Origin of the sequence: Streptomyces sp. NPDC005551, from assembly GCF_042871785.1 — a bacterium.
Classification (GTDB): domain Bacteria; phylum Actinomycetota; class Actinomycetes; order Streptomycetales; family Streptomycetaceae; genus Streptomyces.
In genome coordinates this window covers 1-1,415 of record NZ_JBIAJE010000020.1, presented here as the reverse complement: position 1 = coordinate 1,415, position 1,415 = coordinate 1, and the positions used below count along the sequence as shown (strand labels likewise).

The window sequence follows — 1,415 nt, the reverse complement described above, 5'->3', positions numbered from 1 at the left end:
GCTGAGACCTGATGCCGAGCCGATTGTGGTGAAGTGGATGATCCTATGCTGTCGAGAAAAGCCTCTAGCGAGTTTCATGGCGGCCCGTACCCTAAACCGACTCAGGTGGTCAGGTAGAGAATACCGAGGCGTTCGGGTGAACTATGGTTAAGGAACTCGGCAAAATGCCCCCGTAACTTCGGGAGAAGGGGGGCCATCACTGGTGAGAGCACTTGCTGCTCGAGCTGGGGGTGGCCGCAGAGACCAGCGAGAAGCGACTGTTTACTAAAAACACAGGTCCGTGCGAAGCCGTAAGGCGATGTATACGGACTGACGCCTGCCCGGTGCTGGAACGTTAAGGGGACCGGTTAGTGCGCTTTCGGGCGTGCGAAGCTGAGAACTTAAGCGCCAGTAAACGGCGGTGGTAACTATAACCATCCTAAGGTAGCGAAATTCCTTGTCGGGTAAGTTCCGACCTGCACGAATGGCGTAACGACTTCTCGACTGTCTCAACCATAGGCCCGGTGAAATTGCACTACGAGTAAAGATGCTCGTTTCGCGCAGCAGGACGGAAAGACCCCGGGACCTTTACTACAGTTTGATATTGGTGTTCGGTTCGGCTTGTGTAGGATAGGTGGGAGACTGTGAACTCTGAGCGCCAGCTCAGGGGGAGTCATCGTTGAAATACCACTCTGGTCGTGCTGGATGTCTAACCTGGGTCCGTGATCCGGATCAGGGACAGTGTCTGATGGGTAGTTTAACTGGGGCGGTTGCCTCCCAAAGAGTAACGGAGGCGCCCAAAGGTTCCCTCAGCCTGGTTGGTAATCAGGTGTTGAGTGTAAGTGCACAAGGGAGCTTGACTGTGAGACCGACGGGTCGAGCAGGGACGAAAGTCGGGACTAGTGATCCGGCGGTGGCTTGTGGAAGCGCCGTCGCTCAACGGATAAAAGGTACCCCGGGGATAACAGGCTGATCTTCCCCAAGAGTCCATATCGACGGGATGGTTTGGCACCTCGATGTCGGCTCGTCGCATCCTGGGGCTGGAGTCGGTCCCAAGGGTTGGGCTGTTCGCCCATTAAAGCGGTACGCGAGCTGGGTTTAGAACGTCGTGAGACAGTTCGGTCCCTATCCGCTGTGCGCGTAGGAATATTGAGAAGGGCTGTCCCTAGTACGAGAGGACCGGGACGGACGAACCTCTGGTGTGCCAGTTGTCCTGCCAAGGGCATGGCTGGTTGGCTACGTTCGGGAGGGATAACCGCTGAAAGCATCTAAGCGGGAAGCCTGCTTCGAGATGAGTATTCCCACCCCCTTTGAGGGGTTAAGGCTCCCAGTAGACGACTGGGTTGATAGGCCAGATCTGGAAGCACCGCAAGGTGTGGAGGTGACTGGTACTAATAGGCCGAGGGCTTGTCCTCAGTTGCTCGCGTCCACTGTGT

At 56.3% G+C, this 1,415-nt stretch carries 1 rRNA gene (running past one end of the window); it reads left to right on the top strand.

What is annotated here, in order from left to right:
* A 23S ribosomal RNA gene (locus tag ACFYP4_RS34000) occupies positions 1-1,394 on the top strand; it begins 1,796 nt to the left of the window's first position.
* The last annotated feature ends 21 nt before the right edge of the window (positions 1,395-1,415 follow it).